Consider the following 18,617-nt stretch of genomic DNA (forward strand, 5'->3'; position numbering starts at 1 on the left):
CTCACTCCTCCACTCTGGGGTCACCCGGGTGGAAGTCGATCCCGAGTTGGTCGGCAACTCGTGCCAGCGACTGGAGGGTTGGTTCGCTGAGTGACACGCCCTCGTGCGACGCTTGCTCCGCCCTCGCGGCCTCGATGTCGCCGGGCGCGAGGACCTGGTCGACGTGGAGCGCCGGCTCGCTGGCGCGGACGTAGTTCGCGATGGCAGTGGCGCGCTCGCGGACTCCGGTGCCGTCGCCGAAGAGGTCGGCGTCGATGACGAGGTAGAAGTTGCCGACGGTCACGTCGAGGATGCTGGATGCTTCTCGGCCGGCCGCGCTAGTGAACCCGGCGTGGTTGATCTGCTGTGTGAGGTTTGCTCCGGCGAGGCCCGAGGCGAGCATCTCGACCATCAGGGAGAGTGCGGACCCCTTATGGCCGCCGCTGGGCAGGACCCCACCGGCAAGCGCTGCCTCGGGATCGGTCGTCGGCGCCCCCGAGGAGTCGACGGCCCATCCTTCTGGAAGGTCCTCCCCCTTATCGGCCGCCAGCTTGATGCGCCCGCGCGATGTGGTTGACAGTGCCATGTCCATCACGAGCTCGGGATGCTCGACGCCAGGGGTGGCGAAGGAGATCGGGCTGTTCCCGATGCGTGGACCGCGACCGCCGAAGGGCACCACCGACGCGGACGAGCTGCTCGCTGCGACGGCGAGGAAGCCCGATCGGGCGGCGTGACGGGTGTAGAACCCGGCTGCCCCGAAGTGGGCGACCGTGCGCACAGCGCCGAGTGCCACCCCACAGAACCGGGCCTTCGACATCAGTGCCTCGACCGTGCGGATACCGACGGGCGCCCCGAACCCACCACCGGCATCGGTCAGCACAGAAGCGGGCCCCTCCTTGACGGTCGCTTCAATGGGGCGGACCTCGACCTGCCCCGCCCGGAGCTGACCGAGGTAGGACTCAAGACGGTTGAGACCGTGCGTACGCACCCCCATGACATCGGCCTCGACCAGCGAAGCGGCCATGATCTGCGCATCGGCGGACCGCATTCCGACGCATTCGAAGGCGCTGCGTGCGAAGCAGATCAGGGCGCCCGCGCGCAACCGGCGCGAGCCGGCCTCGGCGCTCATGCCCGCCTCTTGCAGAACAGTCGCTGCCCGGCATCGAGCAACTGAACGTCCGAGTCGGCGAAATCCGCGTAATGAACGATCACGGCCTCGTGCGTTTGGGGAACCACCGCAGACACGGGCGTGTGGGCGAGCACGCCGTGGACCAACTCCTCATCGAGTCCTTCGTCCTCCATCCAGTGAGCCCCGAGGAACCCGTGCTGGTACAGCCGCCCGGCGCGGGAGGCCCGCGCTCCGCTCGGTGACTGCTCGAACTCGGCGACCTTCGAGACGTCATGCAGCAGGGCGATCGCCAGGGTCCGGTCCTTGCTGATGGTCAGCCCGTGGGCCGGGGCCAGTACGTCGACCATGTGGCCGGCGATCCGCGCCACAGCACTGGTGTGCGTCACCAGGGTCCGCTTCGCGGGAAGGTCCACGCTCTTCGGCACGGAGGCCAGCTCCTCCCAGGCACTTGACCTCCAGGCCCGCAGCCAGATCCGTGCGACCGCATCGGAGAGCTTCGCCTCCTCGATCCGTGAGATCTCGGGGAGGAGTTCCCGGATCCTCTCGATCCCCACATCGGCGTTGTTCGTCATCTCTTCTCCCAATCTGGCGCCACTTTGCGACCAACCGGAGGCTAAATTGGGGAGGTTGGTTCGGTCAAGAGTCATACTGGCGCCACTTACCCCCAGTGGCGAGCGCCAGCAGCTAACACCGGCACGAACCTCTAGGGTTAGGCGCATGAGGGAGCCCGACATGACTGAGGCGGCGGAAGAGCCGACGTTCATCACCCAAGCGCTGTCCCGAGCCATGGGTCTCGAGGGACAGGGGGCCCTCGTCCGCCGCATGGTCACGGTGCTCGCGACCGAGATCATCGAGGGCACGTTGCCTGCCAACTACCCGCTCACCTCGGTCGAGGTGGGCCAGCGGTTCAAGACAAGTCGGACGCCGGTACGCCAAGCCCTCGGTCTGCTTCAGCGTGAAGGACTCGTAGCCATCGAGCCTCGGCGGCGTCCACGGGTCGCCTCCTTGACGCTGCCCGAGATCCGAGACATCTACCAGATCCGGGCAAGTCTCTACGCCGTTATCAGCCGAAGCATCGTGCAGGCAGCACCCGATGAGGCGATCGCTCGCCTCCACGCGCCCTTGCGCAGGATGAAGCTCGCCGTGCACACCGGCGACGCACTTGACTACTTCTACGGCACCGTCGACTTTCGGTGGATCGAAGCCGAGATCTGCCCCAATAGATCAGTCGGACCGCTCATCGAGTCGCTCGGTCTGCGTACGTATCGTCTGCGGCGGTTCGGCCTTGCGGTGCCTGGCCGTACCGAGATTTCGTTTCGGGACTACTCCCGGCTCGTCGAGGCCTACGAGGACCGCGACGCCGACCTGGCTGTCGCGGTCGGCGGATCGATCATGACCAAGGCGTTGCAGGTGATCGAGAAGAACTGGCCCGCGGTCGACGCACCATAAGACCGCGTCCGGGGATCGACGCCGATGAGTGAACCCTTCTCGGTAACGTCTCGTGACTTTTTGTGATCCGCGTTCAGGCGGTGCGACCGTGTTCGAGCTGGAGCAGGACGAGGGTGGCTCGGGCGATCCGGGTTATGGCCGCGGGGTCGAGGCTGACCCTGCGCAGGGCCTTGAAGGTGACCTTCAGCAGGGCGTTGGCGCGTTCGGCGACCGCGTGGATGCCCCGGATCACGGCGTTGAACGCCTTGTCGCAGTCTCCGAGTTCACCGCCCTTGGGCTTCTTGACCGGGTGACGGAAGCCGTCTCCGGCGTTCTCATAGCCGAGATCGGTCAGGCCCGGGTTCCACAGTTGAAGGCTGGGTCCAGTGCGAGAAAACGCGGGTTGAGCTGCGGAAACGCCGATGGACACGCTGGGTTGGCGTGTCACTAGGGGTGGGGATAGTGCCTGGTCAGCGGCCTGGGGTGAGGTCGATGACCTTCCTGGGCGGGGTGAGGCCCAGGGCGGTATAGCTGCCGCGCTGGGGCTTGGTGAGGTCGGTGGACTGTCGGAAGGTGCCGGCCGGGCCGGTGTAGGTGACCGCGTGCAGGCGCTGGAGTTCGGTGCGCAGGCGGGGCCAGGTGGTGCCGGTGGCGTTCTCGGCCACGCGGATCAGCAGCAGGGCGAGCCAGCACAGCAGGATGTGGGCGCGGATGCGGTCTTCTCGGCGGTGGTAGACCGGGCGGAGGTCGAGAAGTTGCTTCATGTCCCTCCAGCCTCGTTCCACTTCAAGAAGCTGCTTGTACCCCAGGGCGATGTCCTCGGCACTCAAGTCCGGGTCGGAGGACCACAGGAGGTACTTGCCGTCGAGCTTCTCCTCTGCGGCGATCTTCTTCTTGTCGACGCGCAGGAGCCCGCCGGGGGTGGTGCGCAAGAAACGCTTCAGGCCCGCTTCGGTGGACAACCGTCCGGCCAGGTGGTTGCCGGGCCAGGACCACACCCGCACCGGGATTCCGTCGCGGGTGACGGCCATGCCGACCACGACCTGCGGCAGGTCCTCGCGGGAGTCCTTGGACTTGCCGAAGGCGCGGAACCCGCCCTGCCTGGCGACCAGGACGGGATCGGCGTCCTCGGGCAGCGCCTTGCCGTCCTGGTCCCGGTCGACGGGTTCGTCGGCGTCCTCGGTCTCGAAGTACGTCGAGGTCGTGTCGAAGAAGATCAGGTCTACCTCGAGGTTCAGCAGGTCGGTGACCTGGAAGTACGCCTCCTTCGCCAGGGCGGGCTCCATCTCCAGCAGCCAGTCCATCGCGCGGTAGCAGGCCTCGTCGTTGATCTGGTCCAGGCCGTCGATGTGGACGTCGTTCGCGATCCAGTCGGTGGCGGCGAGCTTGCTGGAGCTGTCCAGAGCGCGGTTGGCGACCAGGGCGAACAGCACGCGCTCGACCCGGGGATCCAGGCGGCGGCCGGTCAGTTGGCGTCGCATCACGGCGTCCAGGCCGAGCCGGCGCCACAGGCCGTCCAGAAGTGCACGCCGCCGACCGGGCTGGACCCGGTGAGGGCGAGCTCGACGTCGGCGGTTGCCGTCAGCGCGGCAGCGGGGTCCAGCAGCCGGGACAAGGCGGTGACCAGGCGGGAGATCGCGGCCCGGTCGAGCTGGTCCTCGCGGCCGAAGGAGTACACGACCTTCGTACGGGACTGCCCCGCGGCCGGGTCCCACTCGTTGAAGTGCCTCGTTCACCGTGCGGCTTCCCCTCGCCTCCGGCGGACGGCCGTCCTGTGCCGCCGGCCGGGACGGCCCCCGGGCCATTCCGCCTCAGCGCACGGTGATGACCAGCTTGCCCGTGGTGCGGCCGGTCTCCCCCAGGACGTGGGCCCGGGCGCCCTCGGCGAGCGGGAAGGTGCCGGAGACGTGGGCGCGGAGCCTGCCCCGCTCGACGAGCTCGGCGATGGCGCGCATCCCGGCATGGTCGTGTTCAACGGCCAGGTGGACGGCGCGGACCTGTGCCTTCTCCGCGACAACCCGGGTGTCTTCGGCGCCCGGCAGCAGGGTGACGAGGACGCCGCCGGGGCGGAGCACGCTCACGGAACGGATGGCGTTCTCCCCGCCGAGGGCGTCGAGGACGACGTCGTAGCGCTCGTCGGTGTCGGTGAAGTCCTCGGAGCGGTGATCGATGCAGGCATCCGCGCCGAGTTCGCGCAGGAAGTCGTGCTTGGGGGCGCTCGCCGTCCCGGTGACGTGCGCGCCGCGCTCCTTGGCGAGCTGTACGGCGAGATGGCCGACACCGCCGGCCGCGGCGTGGATCAGCACCCGCTGCCCGGGCCGGAGGTCCGCGGTGTCGACGAGGGCCTGCCAGGCGGTGAGCGCGGCCAGCGGCAGAGCGGCCGCCTGGACGTGGTCGATCCCGGCGGGCTTGGTGGCGAAGGCGCGGGCGGGGCCGGTCACGTACTCGGCGTGGGAGCCCGCCCCGTACGGATAAGGGAGCATGCCGAACACCTCGTCACCGGGCTTGAAGAGGGTGACGCCGTGGCCGGTTTCCACCACGGTGCCGGAGACGTCCCAGCCGAGGGTCAGCGGCGGGGGCGGCAGGAAGAGACTCAGAGCGCGGTGCATGGAGTCCGTGGGGTTGAATCCGGCCGCGTGCACGGCGACGAGGATCTCCCCAAGGCCGGGCGTGGGCCGCGGAAGCTCGGTCAGATGCAGAACCTCAGGGCCGCCGAGGACCGTCTGGTGCAGGGCGAGCATTACGGGGGCACCGTCCGGGGCAGCAGGGTCCGGGGAATTGAGGTTCTCAGCGGTGTCTGTAGAAGTCATGCCTCGATCCTGGCCGTACGGTCCGACCCCGGGCGATGGCAAGAAGGTCAGCTTCCGATACATTCATGCCATGCCTGTCGACCCTGCTGTTCCCGACGCCCGTGGCGCGTCCGCTGCGCCCTCCTGGGCCCGTGACCTCGCCGACAGCGCGGCCGAGCCGGACCCGGACCCGCGGCCTGGCGCCCACAAGGTCGTCGTCCTCGCCCTCGACGGCGTCTACCCCTTCGAACTCGGCATTCCGCACCGGGTCCTGGGCTCCGCCGACGGCCGTTACGAGGTGCTGTCCGCGAGCGTGGACGGGCGGCCCGTGCGCACCGACGCGGATCTGACCGTCACCCCCGGCCACGGTCCCGAGGTGCTGGCCGAGGCGGACACCGTGGTCATCCCTCCGTACGCGATCACCCGCGCCTCGGCCGCCGCCCCGGATCCGCGGGCCCTGGCCGCCCTGGCCCGTGTCCGCCCCGGCACCCGGCTGGTGTCCATCTGCACCGGCGCCTTCCTGCTGGCCGCCGCCGGTCTCCTGGACGGGCGCCGGGCCACCACCCACTGGGCGCTCACCGGCCAATTCCAGGAGCTGTTCCCCCGCGTCGAGCTCGACGCCGATGTGCTCTTCATCGACCACGGTGACGTGCTGACCTCCGCGGGGGCGGCGAGCGGTATCGACGTCTGCCTGCACCTGGTGCGCCGGGACCACGGCAGCGAGGTGGCCAACCACGTCGCCCGCTGCTGTGTCGTGCCGCCCTACCGGGACGGCGGGCAGGCGCAGTACATCGAGCGGCCGCTGCCGCCGGCGAGCGAAACCGGCACCGGGCCGACCCGCGACTGGGCGCTGCGGCGCCTGGAACTTCCTCTGTCGCTGGACGACCTGGCCGCGCACGCGGCGATGAGCACCCGCACCTTCGCCCGGCGCTTCCGGGAGGAGACCGGTCTGAGCCCCGGCCGCTGGCTGACCCAGCAGCGGCTGCGGCGGGCGCGGCATCTGCTGGAGTCCAGCGATCTGCCGGTGGAACGGGTCGCCCACGAGGTCGGCTTCGCCACCGCCACCTCGCTGCGGCGGCACCTGGCGGCGGAGGCGGGGGTGGCGCCGTCGGCGTACCGGCGCACCTTCCGCGCCTCTCGTCGGTGAGACGGCGAGCCATGAGATCGGGTCCTGGCGAAGTGGATCTACCTTCGTCCAGGCAGGGGGCACCCCCGAGCGCATGCGCTCCGAGGGCGCGTTCGCACACCTGGCTGAGGTCGCCCCGATCCCGGCCTTCTCCGGCCGCACCCATCACCAGCGGCCGGTCCTGGACCGGGATGCCTGGCCGGTCACTTTCGTCGGCCTGCTGTCCTGCACCAGGTCATCGGCGTCCGCGACCGCTCTCCGCGCCGCAGGCGTGCTACGCAGGTTCCGGTTTGTGCGCCTTGAGGATCTTCGCCAGGAGCGCATGGAGCTGGCGGCGCTCGTCCGCTTCCAGACCTGACAGCAGTTCGGCCTGGGCCTTGTCGGCGTTGATCTGGATCTGCTCGAGGTAGCGCATACCGGCCTGGTTGATGGTGACGAGGTTCCGGCGCCGATTGGCGGGGTCGGTCCGACGGTCGATGTGGCCGCCGGCCTGGAGCCGGGTCACGATGCCGCTGACGTCGTTGCGGTCCAGGCCCAGCCGCCTGCCGAGGTCGGCCTGGCTGAGCGCGCCGTACTCCTCCAGCGCGGCGAGGACGGCGAAGTCGGAGCGCGCCGTCAGGGGCATGTACCTCGCTGTCATACGAGCCCCGATCGTGGAGACCTTGTTCGCCTGCCAACTCATGAGTGCACGCAGTCGTGCCGGTGGTTGGAGGTCTTCGTCCGCGTCAGCCATGTCCCCACTATAAACGTTGGCCAACCCAACACATAAGTGCTACGTTGGCCAAGCCAACGTTGGAAGTCCCAACGTGAGGAGCTTGGCGGGATAGCCGCCGGCTCCGACTGGTCGAAGGAGCACTGTGATGCCCGACAACGTCTCTCTTCCCGACATCTCCGGTCGGCGAGTCCTGATCCCCGGTGGCACCGGAGGGGTGGGAGAAGGTGCGGTGCGCTCCTATCTCGCCGCCGGCGCACAGGTGGTGGTGCCCACGCGGAGCCATGAGCGGGCTGAGGAGTTCCGTGCCCTGCTCGGCGAGGCAGCGACCGAGCGCCTGCACCTCTTCGCGCACGACTACACGAGCTTCCCGGGCGCCGAGACGCTCGTGGAGACCATGGTCGACCGGATCGGGGGCGTGGACGACGTCGTCGCCCCGATCGGCGGTTGGTGGTACGGCAAGCGGCTCTGGGAGATCGACGAGGCGGACTGGCAGAGCGCTTTCGTGGACCTGGCGACCGCACACATGGCCGTGCTGCGCGCGGCCCTGCCCCGGATGACACCGCGGGGCGCGTACTCCATAGTCGTCGGCGAGTCCGCTTACGTTCCGATCCCCGGGAGTGGCCTGGTCAGCATGGAGCAGACCGCGCTCCAGATGATGCACCAGGTGGTCGCCGCCGAGCTCCAGGGCGCCAAGCGCGTGTTCCTGCTCGAACTCGGTCCCGTAGCCACCCGCTTCGCCGAAGCCGGCGACCCCGCCCGGGTCACGGCCGCGCAGATCGGTGCGGTCGCCGTCGCGGCTTCCGCTTCGACGCAGCCCGGCCGGCTGGTGCAGCTGCTGAACCAGACCCAGGCCGAAGAAGCCCTCGCATCGCTCGGAGCGGCATAGCCGCACCGGCATCAAGCGACTTGGAAGGATCGCTTGGACAGGCCGAACCGGTAGCCTTCGATCGTCGTCCGTACGGGTGCTTCGGCATCGGTCGCGGCTCCGAGGGTGACGAACATCGGCGTGTAGTGCTCGACGGTGGGGTGCGCGAAGTACACTGCGGGAGCGAGGCTGCGGTAGTTGGCCAAGGTGTCGACGTCGCCACGGGTGAGGGCGTCGGCCGCCCAGGCGTCGAAGTCGGCGGACCAGGACGGCACGACGTTGTGCACGAACTGGTCCCGGGTGAGAAAGGGAACCCCGTGCGTCATGTAGCCCGACCCGGCCACGAGCACGCCTTCCTCCCGCAGGCCCTGCAGCCGACGGCCGATGTCCATCAGCCGGGCGGGGTCGTGGGTGGGCAGGGACATCTGCAGGACCGGGACGTCGCCGTAGGGGTACATGGTCTTCAACGGAACCCACGCGCCGTGGTCCAGGCCGCGGCCGGCGTGTTGGTGGACCGGTTCGCTGTCCGGCATTGAGGCCGCGACCCTGGCGGCCAGTGCGCCGGCGTCCGGTGTCTCGTAGGTCATCTGGAAGTAGCGCTGGGCGAAGCCCCCGAAGTCGTAGACCAACGGCGTGCCCGGGCCCGTCGCCGAGAGGCTGAGCGGCGCCGATTCCCAGTGCGCGCTGACGATCAGGATCGCTGTCGGCTTGGGCAGTGCCTGGGACCAGCCGAACAGCTCGCTCATCCACAACGCGTCCTCGAACAGCGCCGGAGAGCCATGGCTGAGGTACAGCGCGGGCATCGGACCATCGGCCGGCGTCCAGGGACGCTGCCCGCGACTGGCGGGAGCCTGCTCGATCATGAACCGGTCGTAGGCGGCCGCGGTATCGGCAGCAGCATTCATACGTGTCCTCGCTGGGTATTCCGGGGAGACGGACTTGTGTTTCGAGCCGGCGGGGTCGGCGCGGGCGCTCGTCGCGTCCGCTGCGTGTGCCGGCTCCGCGTCGTTCACTGAGGAGTGACGGCGGCGGCTTTGGCCGTGGGGCGCAGGACGAAGTCGTAGGTGAGGGTGCGGTAAGGCCGGTCGAGGCCGCGAGCGCGGTGGTCGTCGTGGCGGGTGGTCGTCTTGACCGCGTCGGCGGGGACGTTGCCTTCGATGGTGCCGGCGACCAGTGGGTCGCCGTCGAAGTAGATCTGGGTGGTCAGCGGCAGGCACCCGTCGGCGGAGACGATGGCGTGGATGTGCAGCGGGCGCAGGCCTTGAAGCCGCAACGCCCGGGTGAACGTGGCGAGCGGGCTGTCCGTGGCCAGGCCGAAGGTTTCGGTGCCGGGCATCACCGTGCGGAACTCGTAGCGGCCCTCGGCGTCGGCGATGATTCGGGCGCGGAGGTTGTCGACGGGGATGCCGGTGGAGTCGTTGGGGATGTTCAGCGGCTCGAAGTCGCTGGTGTCCATGCCGGAATAGACGTTGTTGGCGTCGATCTGCCAGATCTCGAGGGCCGCTCCGGGCAGCGGGTCGCCTGTGGTGGTGCGCACGGTCCCGGAAACGATGAGGGGTTCGCCGGGTTCGTCGGGGCGCATGGGCAGCACTGCGGGGCTGTGCAGGACGGGAGCGCCGGGGCGATGGGCGGGACCTTCCATCTCCCAGTGGCTCGCGCCGTCCTTCTCCGGGTGGGCGTAGGTCGCGCCCGCCGTTCCTTTCAGGACGGTCTTGTAGAACAGAATGCTCGCGGACGGCAGTTCCCCGGCGTCGGCGACCTGCTGCAGCCATTCGATGGTGGTGAGTAACTCCTCAAGGGTGACCTGGTGTTTGACGATGACGTCGTCGACGGCGCGGCGCAGATCGGCGAAAACGACCTGCAGCCGGCTCTGGGACTCGCTCACGTGCGTTGGCTCCTTTTCGGTGCGGGGACAGTGCGGTTCGGACGGACGCGATGACGCGTCAGGGAATCGAGCGCGGAGGCATTCCACTCCGGCGGGGCTTCCCAGAACGCCGCGTGGCCGACCTCGTCGAGGACACGGAATTCCGTGCTGGGCAGGTGTCGGGCGAGCTGTCGCATGAGGGCTGGCGGTATCAGCAGGTCGGCCACACCGACGAGCAGCAGGAGGGGCGTGGTGAAGCCGGCCAGCCGGGCAGAAGTGATCGGCGTGCGTGTCCCACTCCCGAAGGTGAATTCTCGCTCTTGGTGCGCGGCGGCCCGAACCGCCTCCCACCGCCGGACTCCTTCGGGGTGAAGCGCGCGGTATCCGGCCGACAGTTCCGAAGATGCCAGGGCAGTGAGCCGAGTTCAGGCGTGACGCACCGGGCTTGCTCCTCGAGGTAGTCGGCGTCGGCGAGCCCGCCGACGGTCCCGCTGAGCACCAGCGAGGTCACGCGCTCTGGGTGGAGGAGGCTGTACTCCAGTGCGATCGGCCCACCGCCCGCGGCGGCGACCAGGTGTGCCGCGTCCACACGGAGGCGGTCCAGTAGGTGGTGCAGGTCTGCCACATCGCCGACGCGGTCCACAGCGTCCCCGCTGGGGAGCGACTCGTGCCGCGGCGGTCGTAGGTGACAACCCGGAAGCCGGCCGAGACGAACTCGCCGACCTGGTGCACCCAGCTGTCCGCGGAGCCCGAGGCGGGGTGCAGGAAGACGACTGCGTCCCCGCCCGTGCTCGAATCGGTGAAATACAGCGAGCCATCCGGGCCAGGCAGAACCGGCACACGAAACCCCTTTCCGCACGAATGGTCAGCGCCGGATACCGGCAATGAGCTCTTCCCAGTTCCGGTAGGCGATGCGCTCGCGGTCGGCCTCCACGATCGGCGCCGTTTCCAGGAAGCGCTGCGCGGATCCGGCGCGCTCCCGGTTGAACGGGTAGTCGGAGGCGTACATGATCCGTTCGATCCCCACTGTCTCCAGGCCCCACCGTAGGTACTTGTGGCTGGAGATGCCGCCCGGGGTGATGAAGATGTTCGAACGGAAGTACTCGGCGATCGGGCGCCGCAGCTCGGTGAACTTGTCCATGGCCGCGATGCGGTCGAGGTAGAACAGCACGACCTCGCCCCAGTGCCCCAGGACGAGCTGCAACCCAGGGAACCGGTCGAAGACGCCGGCGATGATCATCCGGAGCACGGTCAGCCCGGCGTCGTAGTGCCAGCCGAACGCGCCGGTGGCCAGCATGTCGTCCACCGGCGCGCCGAAACCGCGGTAGTAGGCCTTGGTGACAGCCGGGAACGGAACGCTGGGGTGCAGGTAGACGGGTACGCGCAGATCCTCGGCAGCCTCGTAGATGTCCCAGAATTCGGGCGCGTCCAGAGCCCGGCCATCGGAGTTCGCGTTGACCAGCGTGCCGTTGAGCCCCAGCTCGGTGACCGCGCGCTGCAGTTCGGCGGCTGCGGCGGACGGAGCGGATGTGGCGAGCGCCGCGAACCCCTGGAAGCGCCCGGGGTGGCGGCGCACGGCGGCGGCGATCGCGTCGTTCGTGGGCGCCTGCAGGGCGACCGCCTCCGCCGTGTCGAGGTTCTGCAACCCCGGCGTCGTGAGGGACAGCACCGATACGTCGATCCCGGCGTCGTCCATCGCGGCGATGCGTTCGCTGTCGAGGTCCAGCAACGCCGGCGTGATGTCACTGGCGACGGCCCACCTCATCATCGGCTCAGTGAGCCGGGGGTCGCGCCGCTTCCACGCCTCCACCACGTCGGCGGTGACGAAGTGCTCCTCAAGACCGTAGAGCCGCATCAGGGCTCAGCTTCGGACGGACTTGAGCGCGCCGGCCCAGGACTCGAGCTGGTCGAACAGCACGGAAGCGGTGTCGTCGTGTACCGGGGAGGGCTTGAACACCGAGAAGTTCTCGAAGTCGGTGAACAACGAGAACGACAGCTGCTGGCGCACGTGGGCCAGTTGCAGCTCGCTCGAGATCGCCCGCAGGTGCTCGATCGCCCGTGTACCGCCGAGCGAGCCGTACGACACGAAGGCGGCGGCCTTGTTGTTCCATTCGGCGTAGAGGTAGTCGATGGCGTTCTTCAGTACCCCCGAGGTCGAGTGGTTGTACTCCGGGGTGACGAAGATGTACCCGTCGAACTCCTTGATCTTGGCGGACCATGCCTTCGTGTGCTCGCCCGCGTATACGCCCCGGCTCGCCGGCACGGCCTCGTCCAGGTGCGGCAGCGGGTAGTCGAGCAGGTCGACCAGCTCGTAGTCGGCATTGGCGCGCTCCTTGGCCTTGGTCAGCACCCAGTTCGCCACCGCTTCGCCGTTACGGCCGGGGCGGGTGCTGCCGAGGATGACGGCCAGCTTCAAGTTGCTCATGAACGGTCCTTCCGATCCATCACACTTGAATGTTCAAGTGAGACTTTAGCCCGCTTCACATGAATGTTCAAGTCAATCCTTGGTGACGCCAGTAGACTGCGCACATGCCTGTCCCAGGGGAGTCCGAGGTGTCCGAGCCGCGCTGGCTCACCGGTGACCAGCTGGCGGCGTGGCGCGGGTTCATGAAGCTCCTCCAGCGGCTGCCGGCGGCGCTGGAGTCGCAGCTCCAGCAGGACTCGAAGCTCAGCTTCATCGAGTACCACGTACTGGCGCACCTGTCCGACCAGCCCGAGCGTCGCATGAGAATGAGCGAGCTTGCGGTCATGGCCAACACGGAGCTGTCCCGCCTGTCCCACATGATCGGCCGGCTCGAGCGACGCGGGTTCGTGCGCCGCGAGCCCGACCCGCACAACGGGCGTTACACGCAAGCGATCCTGACCGAAGCCGGCTACGCCTACTTGGCGGAGACGGCACCCGGACACGTGGCCCGGGTACTGGACCTGTTCGTCGACGTGCTGGACCCGGGCGAACTGCGAACGCTGCACCGGATCTCCGACAAGGTGCTCGCCCACATCGAGAGAGCAGGCTGAAACGACGAGCCACCACCCGCCGGATGGGAGTTGCCCCGGTCTGATGGCCTCGGAGGGGCTTGCAACCCCAGCTGCGGATTGTGTGAGGTCAGCCAATGCCTCAGCAGCATGTCGACGTTCGAATTCGACGGCGCTGAGCTGGCCGTTCCTATCCCGTCTCGGGAGACAGGCATGCGGTTCGGTCTTGAGGTAGAGGGTTGGGTGTCGATGCGGGCGAACTCGGGTCGGGGCCCCGCGTGATCTGAGCCTGCTTATGGGGGGCGAGGCACGACCGCAAGGCGCGGAGGCTTCCGCCCCCGGCCCCCGGCCAAGATCCCGGCCGGGGGCCATGCGTGAGAGCTGTTGGAATGAGGGGCAAGTCTTCGCCGCCGGCGGCGCCCGGTCTTCCGGGTGCCGCCCGCTCGCTTACTTGCGGATCAGCACGGTCTTCGGATTGGTGAAGAATCGTCGGCCTTCATCGCCGTGCTCGGTCCCCAGACCTGACTGCTTGTGGCCGCCGAAGGGTACGTCTGCCTTGGGTATGGATCTTGGCGACAGCGACGGCAGCCAGGTCCCACAGGGAGCCGTGGCCGCCGGGGGTAGAAGACGGCGTCGACATCGTCGGCCGCGACCGAGTCGAGGCGCACCGTGTTCGACAGCGCGGCGGTGGCCTCGGGATCGGTCTCGAAGCGCCGGGTCTCGTCGGTCTGGAAGCCGGGCTCGTTGCTCTTCGGGTCCAGCGGCGGCCGGCCATCCTTCGGAGAGGCCGGCACGATCTCGGCACCGGCGTCCTTGAAGCGGTAGTACGGCGCCGCCAGCTCCTCCAGCCAGAAGCCGGTCTTCCTTGCCGGTGTGCCCGAGCTCGTCATGCGAGGCGAGAACGGTGAGAACCTTGATGACTATCACTCCTTAGTAGACCGGTCGTCTCTTCCGAAACAAATGGTCACGCCGCGGTCACGGCGTGGATCCGCCGGCTCCTGCGCGCGCATGATCTCGCGGGTGACAGCGACTAAAGGTTCGGTCGAAGGTCGCGGACCGGGCTGACCGACTCCAGCAGTGATGCCAGGTGCAGCACGGTCGACTCGGCATGCCAGTTCGCGGCGAGCTGCACACCGATCGGCAGCCCATCCGTACTGGTCCCGAACCGCATCGACAAGGCCGGCAGGCCGGTCACGTTGAACGGCACCGTCGCGGTCTGGATGTGCGTGAACGGCACCGTCTGGCCGTTGATCACGAACTCCTCGGCCCCGTGCTCGTGCGCGGGGATCGGCAGTACGGGAAGCAGCAGCGCGTCGAACTGCGAGAAGTACGCGGAGAACCCGTCACGCAGCCGCTCGATGCCCTGCTCGGCGGCCACGTAGTCCTCCATCGAGGTGTTCGGGGTGGCGAGCATCGACTTGGACATGCGGAACATCTCGTCCTCGTGGCCGGCCGTCGCCTCGGCCATCGCGGGCTTGAGCTCCATGACGTGCTGCAGGTTGAACAGTGCAAGCGGGTTGTCCCGTTCGAGTGCAGGGATGGTCACCTGCTCGATCTGCACACCGATGGCACGCAGCGCCTCGGCGGCCTTCTCGACAGTCTCGGCGATCTGGGGGTCGATCGGGCCGAGACCGGAATCGACCAGCCATCCGACGCGGAGCGCACGGCCGAGACCAGAACCCACGCCGGTGTCGAACTCCTGCGGAACGGTGGCGAAGCCGTCGAGCCCGTCCGGGCCGGTGAGCTGCGAGTACGCCAGCGCGACGTCGCGAACCGAGCGCGCCATCGGGCCGACATGCCAATCGCGGCGCGGGACCCGTGGCCAGACGCCCGTCATCGGGATACGCCCGTGGGTCGGCTTGAGCGCGACGATGCCGGTGTGCGCAGCCGGACCGCGCACCGAGATCGCCAGGTCGCTACCGAGACCGAACGGAGCGATGCCCGCCGCGATGGCGGCCGACTCACCGCCGCTGGAGCCGCCCGGGGTACGGTCGAGGTTCCAGGGGTTGTTGCTGCGCCCGGTCACCAGGTTGTCCGACTCGGTCGAGTACGAAAACTCCGGCAGGTTCGACTTCCCCAACAGGATGCCACCGGCCTTCTTGATCCGGGCGACGCTGGTGGCGTCGGTTTCCGGGATGCGGCCTTTGAAGATGGGCGAACCGCGCTGTGTCAGCACGCCTGCCGTGTCGAACGAGTCCTTGACCGTGAACGGCACACCGTGCAGCGGCCCGACCGCCGCACCGGCAGCCAGCGCCTCGTCCGCCGCCTTCGCCGCGTCCACGGCGCCGTCGGCGATCGTGACGATCGCGTTGATCTTCGGGTTGATCACCGCGAGGCGGTCCAGGTGCGCCTGCACCACCTCAACCGACGACACCTGCTTCGTACGGATCAACTCCGCCAGCTCGGTCGCGTCGCGGTAGAAGAGTTTGTCGGCCATCAGATTCCTCCTATGGATATTAGACCGGTCTACTTTTTAGCCGCCTCCGCCGGTCCTTTCGGGACGGCCCTGGTCGGATTAGAGGTGAAGCATCTGGCGAGTCAGCGCCATCGCGCGGTCCAGGTGGCCGGGGTTACGGTTCACCTTGGCGAGTACGCTCGCCCCCAGCCACGCTTGGTACAGGGCGTCGGCGGTGAGCCGTGGCGCCCCCTCGATGGACAGAGAGCCGTCTTCGAGGCCGCCTTTGACCATCGTCTCGACACGGTCGATGATGCCTGCGGTGCCGTCCTTCAGTACGGCTCGCATCGATTCCGACAGATCGCAGACCTCGGCGGCGAGCTTGACGACCAGACAGCGACCCTGGCAGTCGCCGACGAGCTGCTTGTCGCGGAACTGCTGCCAGTAAGTCATGAGCCGATCCGCATAGGTTCGTCCAGGCGCGGCGATGATCCGGTCCATGTTGGCCAGGTAATCGTCGAAGTAGCCCTGCATCATGGCCTCGCCGAAGGCATCCTTCGAGTCGAAGTAGTGGTAAAACGAACCCTTCGGGACGTCGGCTGCGGTGAGCACCTCTGTAAGCCCCACAGCCGCGTACCCCTTCTGGGCCACCAGCTCCTGGGCCGTGTCGAGTATGACCTGTCGCGTGTTCGTCTGCTTGACCACCATAACTCGACCCTAGCTCGGATTAGACCAGTCGTCTAGTCGGCTGGCCGGCGAGCGGGACCATCGTCGTCGACGCATCACTCGCACGGATGATCACGCACGCGAACCACCCGCGGCTGCGAACGCCTGGTGCAGCATTCCGAGAGCCGGCTCACTGCTCTCCCCGGCTGTCACCCGACGGCCGGACACCGCCCTGACAAGGTCCAGGAACGAGACGACCCTCAATGCCCGGGCCCGTGGAGCCCGGCGCACCGGTCGCGCCGCCGGTCCTGTTCGCGCTCACCGGCGCCGAGGCCGGCGAACGGGAGGCCCCGGGCGGCATCTTGGACACCGCACTCCACGTCGTCGCCGCACGCCGGGGCAGGCCGCCCGACGGCGGAGCCGGAGTTGGTGCGGCGACACCCTGTACAACGGAACCGCGCTCCGTATAGCATCCGGAGCAGCGCTCCGCTTTCTGCTCCTGCGCCGAACCGTCCTGCGCTTCCATCCGCTCCGCCAGGAACGGCACCGCTCGCAGAAGCGACCCCGCGCCGACCGCCGCCGACAGTGACTCGACGATCTCGATCACCGGGGGCGTCACCGCCACCCGAAAGGATGAAGCGATTCCCCCGGCTCTGGCACCGTCTGGCCGTTTCCGGAACCCGGAGACACCGGCGACAGTCCGGAGACCGACAGCGATCAGCCACGGTCAGCAGCGATCAGCCGCACGAACCAGCCCAGGCAGCCAGGCCGACGGCCCGGCGGAGAAGGCCCATTGAGAGGTCTGGCCGGCTCGAGCAGCGGTGACTGCGGGACAAGCGGGACCCTCCCGCCGGTGCCTGCGCCCGGCTCGACCGGCTCGGTCGCGCCAACGCCTGGCACGTCCTCGGCGAACAGGACCTGCCGCTTGTCGGCAGTGACCTGATCGGAGTGCTCATCTCCCGACGACGCACACACGCAGGGGGGGGCGACCGCCTCCTCCCCCGATCCCACCACCACGGGCAAGACGACAGAGAGAGGACATCACCGACATGGCCAACGACCAGGAACTGCCGAGCAACTGGGGCCGATGGGGCGCGGACGACGAACTGGGCACGCTCAACCTGATCACCGAGGAGGCCCGGGCCAGGGGTGCCGCACAGGCCCGTACCGGACGAACGGTGTCGCTGGCCCGGCCGATCCGGCCGACGCCGTTCGTCAGCGGGCCCTTCGCGCCCCTCGCCCGCGACAGCTCGCCGGTCCAGCAGATCATGCAGTACGCCGGGGACGTGCCCGCGACCGTGGACATGATCCTGGTGACCAACCATCACGTGAGCTCGACCCACATCGACGCCCTGGGGCACCAGGTTCTGGACGGCAAGGTCTACCCGGGACATCCCCTCGCCGAGAGCGTGACACCGGCCGGCGTACGGCACGGTTCCACCGCGGCGTTCGCCGCCGGCATCTCCACCCGGGGCGTCCTGCTCGACCTGGCGTTCGACGGCCCGCTGCCCGCGGCGCACCCGATCACCCCGGAGGACTTCGAGGCGGCCGAGGCCCGCCAGGGCGTACGGCTGGAATCCGGGGACGCCCTGGTGCTGCGCGGCGGATGGGCCGATGTCGTCGACTTCGAGAAGCCGCTGCCGGGCGTCACGCTGGACGCGGTGCGGTGGATGCACCAGCGCGGCGTATCCCTGTACGCCGGCGACCTCGGCGACGCCTACCCACCCCTGGAAACGGCCGCGCCCGCACCGCTGCACCGCGTCGCTCTGCCACTGCTGGGCATGCCCCTGATCGACGTGGCGGAGGTGGAGGAACTGGCCGCCGTATGCACGGAGTTGAACCGCCACGCCTTCCTGTTCGTGGTGGCACCCCCACGCATCCACGGGCTGACCGGCGTCCCGGTCAACCCGCTGGCCGTCTTCTGACGGACACCACTCGGGCGCCTCCTGGGACCAGTGCCCCGCGGCCGGCCGGAACAGCCGTGCCTGCAGTCGTGGTGGCCCCTGGGGTATGCGACCGAATCCATCGGCATGGCCCGCTCGGACGCCGGCGCCGCGCGGCTGCCTCGGTCGGCGCCCGGGGGCACCAAGGCGACCTGGAGGATGTGAACAGTCTGCGGCGCGGCGCGTCCCAGGCAGAGGGCGTGATTCACCTCGCCTATGTGCATGATCGTCGGCGGCGCGCAGCACGGCCTCGGCGAGAAGGGCGGCCAGGTAGGCCAGGCGCTCCGTGCCGACGAGGGAGCGCCGGTCGAGTTCCTCCTGCCAGCGCTTCCGCATCTGTGCCATGAGGTCCGCCGGTATTACACCGCTGATCCCCAGGGCCGCCCACGGGACGTCCTGGGCGGCCGCGACCATCGGCGCGACGAAGTCGAACGCCTCACACACGATCAACTCCGGCCCTTAGGAGGTTGCTTGCCGAAGCGCCTCCTCGTAGGTGAGGTCGACCCTCGTGCCGGCGAAGTGCTCGACAGCCGCGGGCCAGCGCCAGCCCGCTCGCCGTGGGCGCGGCCAGCGGTAAGCCGACGAGCGCCCCGGTGAGCTTGCGCCACACGCCGGGGTATCCCACCTCTGGGAACAGGCACGCGGCCAGGGCCAGGTAGACCACGACCCGGAGGGCAGATCCCCCAACCGCGACTGAACGGCCCGGTGGCGCTCAGCGCCTCGTCGACCATCTCGAAGGGCACAA

18 protein-coding genes and 2 pseudogenes are annotated in these 18,617 nt (G+C 68.8%); 5 read left to right on the top strand and 15 right to left on the bottom strand.

Going from position 1 to position 18,617, the window contains the following annotated elements; translation table 11 throughout:
* Position 1: 1 nt before the first annotated feature.
* Entirely contained in the window at positions 2–1,108 is a 1,107-nt protein-coding gene (locus J8403_RS00775; RefSeq protein WP_211121345.1) for an Ldh family oxidoreductase, read from the bottom strand.
* Positions 1,105–1,680, bottom strand: a complete 576-nt coding sequence (locus tag J8403_RS00780; RefSeq protein ID WP_211121346.1) for an HD domain-containing protein — start codon at positions 1,678–1,680, stop codon at positions 1,105–1,107. The genes J8403_RS00775 and J8403_RS00780 overlap by 4 nt, the downstream gene beginning before the upstream one ends.
* A gap of 160 nt (positions 1,681–1,840) precedes the next feature.
* On the opposite strand from J8403_RS00780, the gene J8403_RS00785 reads away from it, so the two are divergent.
* Positions 1,841–2,557, top strand: a complete 717-nt coding sequence (locus tag J8403_RS00785; RefSeq protein WP_211121347.1) for a GntR family transcriptional regulator — start codon at positions 1,841–1,843, stop codon at positions 2,555–2,557.
* Positions 2,558–2,630: 73 nt separating this feature from the next.
* Here J8403_RS00785 and J8403_RS00790 read toward each other — a convergent pair.
* From J8403_RS00790 to J8403_RS00800, 3 genes and pseudogenes are all read right to left on the bottom strand, one after another.
* Positions 2,631–2,897 (bottom strand): annotated as a pseudogene (locus J8403_RS00790) (transposase family protein); the annotation flags it as partial.
* A gap of 109 nt (positions 2,898–3,006) precedes the next feature.
* A pseudogene (locus tag J8403_RS00795) lies at positions 3,007–4,214 on the bottom strand (IS1634 family transposase).
* A gap of 133 nt (positions 4,215–4,347) precedes the next feature.
* The gene (locus J8403_RS00800) at positions 4,348–5,346 is read right to left on the bottom strand and encodes an NADP-dependent oxidoreductase (protein ID WP_211121348.1); all 999 of its coding nucleotides are present in this window, start codon (positions 5,344–5,346) and stop codon (positions 4,348–4,350) included.
* Between the two features lie 70 nt (positions 5,347–5,416).
* Between J8403_RS00800 and J8403_RS00805 the strand changes: the two genes are divergently transcribed.
* Positions 5,417–6,472 carry a GlxA family transcriptional regulator gene (locus tag J8403_RS00805; protein ID WP_211121349.1) on the top strand — a complete coding sequence of 352 codons (1,056 nt, stop codon included), beginning with the start codon at positions 5,417–5,419 and terminating at the stop codon, positions 6,470–6,472.
* 253 nt (positions 6,473–6,725) lie between these two features.
* On the opposite strand, the gene J8403_RS00810 is transcribed toward J8403_RS00805, so the two are convergent.
* Positions 6,726–7,091 (bottom strand): MarR family winged helix-turn-helix transcriptional regulator, encoded by a 366-nt coding sequence (locus J8403_RS00810; protein ID WP_211121350.1) that lies wholly within the window; start codon positions 7,089–7,091, stop codon positions 6,726–6,728.
* A gap of 220 nt (positions 7,092–7,311) precedes the next feature.
* On the opposite strand from J8403_RS00810, the gene J8403_RS00815 reads away from it, so the two are divergent.
* Positions 7,312–8,052, top strand: coding sequence for an SDR family oxidoreductase (locus J8403_RS00815; protein ID WP_211121351.1), 741 nt, complete (start codon positions 7,312–7,314; stop codon positions 8,050–8,052).
* A gap of 11 nt (positions 8,053–8,063) precedes the next feature.
* Here the strand turns inward: J8403_RS00815 and J8403_RS00820 are convergent, their stop codons facing one another.
* The 5 genes from J8403_RS00820 to J8403_RS00845 form a co-directional block, all read right to left on the bottom strand.
* Complete coding sequence (locus J8403_RS00820; protein WP_281427984.1) at positions 8,064–8,894, bottom strand: dioxygenase family protein; 831 nt, start codon at positions 8,892–8,894, stop codon at positions 8,064–8,066.
* Positions 8,895–9,040: 146 nt separating this feature from the next.
* Positions 9,041–9,916, bottom strand: coding sequence for a dioxygenase family protein (locus J8403_RS00825; protein ID WP_211121352.1), 876 nt, complete (start codon positions 9,914–9,916; stop codon positions 9,041–9,043).
* Between the two features lie 486 nt (positions 9,917–10,402).
* The gene (locus tag J8403_RS00835; protein WP_211121354.1) at positions 10,403–10,735 is read right to left on the bottom strand and encodes an alpha/beta fold hydrolase; all 333 of its coding nucleotides are present in this window, start codon (positions 10,733–10,735) and stop codon (positions 10,403–10,405) included.
* A gap of 25 nt (positions 10,736–10,760) precedes the next feature.
* Positions 10,761–11,750, bottom strand: a complete 990-nt coding sequence (locus J8403_RS00840; protein WP_211121355.1) for an amidohydrolase family protein — start codon at positions 11,748–11,750, stop codon at positions 10,761–10,763.
* Positions 11,751–11,756: 6 nt separating this feature from the next.
* A complete protein-coding gene (locus J8403_RS00845; RefSeq protein ID WP_211121356.1) occupies positions 11,757–12,320 on the bottom strand; it encodes an NADPH-dependent FMN reductase in 564 nt (187 codons plus the stop codon).
* Positions 12,321–12,424: 104 nt separating this feature from the next.
* On the opposite strand from J8403_RS00845, the gene J8403_RS00850 reads away from it, so the two are divergent.
* On the top strand, positions 12,425–12,910 hold the full coding sequence (locus tag J8403_RS00850) for a MarR family winged helix-turn-helix transcriptional regulator (protein WP_211121357.1): 486 nt from the start codon (positions 12,425–12,427) through the stop codon (positions 12,908–12,910).
* A 416-nt stretch (positions 12,911–13,326) separates the two neighbouring features.
* On the opposite strand, the gene J8403_RS00855 is transcribed toward J8403_RS00850, so the two are convergent.
* From J8403_RS00855 to J8403_RS00865, 3 genes are all read right to left on the bottom strand, one after another.
* Positions 13,327–13,758, bottom strand: coding sequence for a type 1 glutamine amidotransferase family protein (locus J8403_RS00855; RefSeq protein WP_246585622.1), 432 nt, complete (start codon positions 13,756–13,758; stop codon positions 13,327–13,329).
* Positions 13,759–13,898: 140 nt separating this feature from the next.
* Positions 13,899–15,305 (bottom strand): amidase, encoded by a 1,407-nt coding sequence (locus J8403_RS00860; protein WP_211121358.1) that lies wholly within the window; start codon positions 15,303–15,305, stop codon positions 13,899–13,901.
* 78 nt (positions 15,306–15,383) lie between these two features.
* Positions 15,384–15,971, bottom strand: a complete 588-nt coding sequence (locus tag J8403_RS00865) for a TetR/AcrR family transcriptional regulator (RefSeq protein ID WP_211121359.1) — start codon at positions 15,969–15,971, stop codon at positions 15,384–15,386.
* A gap of 1,007 nt (positions 15,972–16,978) precedes the next feature.
* On the opposite strand from J8403_RS00865, the gene J8403_RS00870 reads away from it, so the two are divergent.
* Positions 16,979–17,854, top strand: a complete 876-nt coding sequence (locus J8403_RS00870; RefSeq protein ID WP_211121360.1) for a cyclase family protein — start codon at positions 16,979–16,981, stop codon at positions 17,852–17,854.
* A gap of 454 nt (positions 17,855–18,308) precedes the next feature.
* Here J8403_RS00870 and J8403_RS44680 read toward each other — a convergent pair whose 3' ends face one another.
* Positions 18,309–18,536 (bottom strand): transposase domain-containing protein, encoded by a 228-nt coding sequence (locus J8403_RS44680; protein WP_211121361.1) that lies wholly within the window; start codon positions 18,534–18,536, stop codon positions 18,309–18,311.
* Positions 18,537–18,617 lie beyond the last annotated feature (81 nt).

Origin of the sequence: Streptomyces yatensis (genome assembly GCF_018069625.1) — a bacterium.
GTDB lineage: Bacteria > Actinomycetota > Actinomycetes > Streptomycetales > Streptomycetaceae > Streptomyces > Streptomyces yatensis.

Bases quoted from the DNA above. Each gene is read 5' to 3' on its own strand.
- J8403_RS00815 (WP_211121351.1), top strand. From the start codon at position 7,312: ATGCCCGACAACGTCTCTCTTCCCGACATCTCCGGTCGGCGAGTCCTG.
- J8403_RS00800 (WP_211121348.1), bottom strand. From the start codon at position 5,346: ATGACTTCTACAGACACCGCTGAGAACCTCAATTCCCCGGACCCTGCT.
- J8403_RS00860 (WP_211121358.1), bottom strand. From the start codon at position 15,305: ATGGCCGACAAACTCTTCTACCGCGACGCGACCGAGCTGGCGGAGTTG.
- J8403_RS00810 (WP_211121350.1), bottom strand. From the start codon at position 7,091: ATGACAGCGAGGTACATGCCCCTGACGGCGCGCTCCGACTTCGCCGTC.
- J8403_RS00845 (WP_211121356.1), bottom strand. From the start codon at position 12,320: ATGAGCAACTTGAAGCTGGCCGTCATCCTCGGCAGCACCCGCCCCGGC.
- J8403_RS00785 (WP_211121347.1), top strand. From the start codon at position 1,841: ATGACTGAGGCGGCGGAAGAGCCGACGTTCATCACCCAAGCGCTGTCC.
- J8403_RS00840 (WP_211121355.1), bottom strand. From the start codon at position 11,750: ATGCGGCTCTACGGTCTTGAGGAGCACTTCGTCACCGCCGACGTGGTG.
- J8403_RS00855 (WP_246585622.1), bottom strand. From the start codon at position 13,758: ATGACGAGCTCGGGCACACCGGCAAGGAAGACCGGCTTCTGGCTGGAG.
- J8403_RS00865 (WP_211121359.1), bottom strand. From the start codon at position 15,971: ATGGTGGTCAAGCAGACGAACACGCGACAGGTCATACTCGACACGGCC.
- J8403_RS00870 (WP_211121360.1), top strand. From the start codon at position 16,979: ATGGCCAACGACCAGGAACTGCCGAGCAACTGGGGCCGATGGGGCGCG.
- J8403_RS00775 (WP_211121345.1), bottom strand. From the start codon at position 1,108: ATGAGCGCCGAGGCCGGCTCGCGCCGGTTGCGCGCGGGCGCCCTGATC.
- J8403_RS00820 (WP_281427984.1), bottom strand. From the start codon at position 8,894: ATGATCGAGCAGGCTCCCGCCAGTCGCGGGCAGCGTCCCTGGACGCCG.
- J8403_RS00850 (WP_211121357.1), top strand. From the start codon at position 12,425: ATGCCTGTCCCAGGGGAGTCCGAGGTGTCCGAGCCGCGCTGGCTCACC.
- J8403_RS00780 (WP_211121346.1), bottom strand. From the start codon at position 1,680: ATGACGAACAACGCCGATGTGGGGATCGAGAGGATCCGGGAACTCCTC.
- J8403_RS00805 (WP_211121349.1), top strand. From the start codon at position 5,417: ATGCCTGTCGACCCTGCTGTTCCCGACGCCCGTGGCGCGTCCGCTGCG.